Consider the following 593-nt stretch of genomic DNA (forward strand, 5'->3'; position numbering starts at 1 on the left):
TATTTTAAACTCTTCTCTAATAGCTTACATATATTATTAATTAAAATATTTTTATCTATATTCTTATCTTCCTTTATCCAATGATATATTATGGAAACTAATCCGCCAGATATAAACTCCTGTATTACTATATTCTCCTCATCTTTTAACCATTCATTTAAATATCCYAATAAAATCTTATGAAGAAGMGATATAAATAAAAGAGTATTGTTATAATTAACYAATGARGTATTAAAATATTGTTTGTTGTTATCAAAATAGTTTATTATTTTYTCTATTATTTTTCTGTAGTTCTTTTTAAAATTATAAATTAAATTATCATCTCTCAATTCTTTTATAATATCTTCTTTTATATCTTCTATGATGCTATTTAAAAGTTCTTCTTTATTATTGTAGTGGTCATAAAAAGTAACTCTATTAATCATAGATTTTTCGCATATTTCTGTAACTGTRATATCATTAAAAGAGTGAGTTTTAAAAAGTTCGAGYAGAGATTCTTTTAATAATTTTTGAGTTTTTATKATTCTCAAATCTTTTTTCTTTTCTTCTATCATAGTTAGATTATACTGAAACAAGCATATTTTGTCAAAATT

1 protein-coding gene is annotated in these 593 nt (G+C 20.9%); it reads right to left on the reverse strand.

Translation table 11 applies throughout. The features are described 5' to 3' along the window. A partial coding sequence (locus GQX97_RS14085) for a TetR/AcrR family transcriptional regulator (RefSeq protein ID WP_014935192.1) occupies positions 1-554 on the reverse strand: 554 nt, incomplete at its 3' end. Positions 555-593: the final 39 nt, after the last annotated feature.

The sequence above is a fragment of the Brachyspira sp. SAP_772 genome, from assembly GCF_009755885.1.
Taxonomy (GTDB): domain Bacteria; phylum Spirochaetota; class Brachyspiria; order Brachyspirales; family Brachyspiraceae; genus Brachyspira.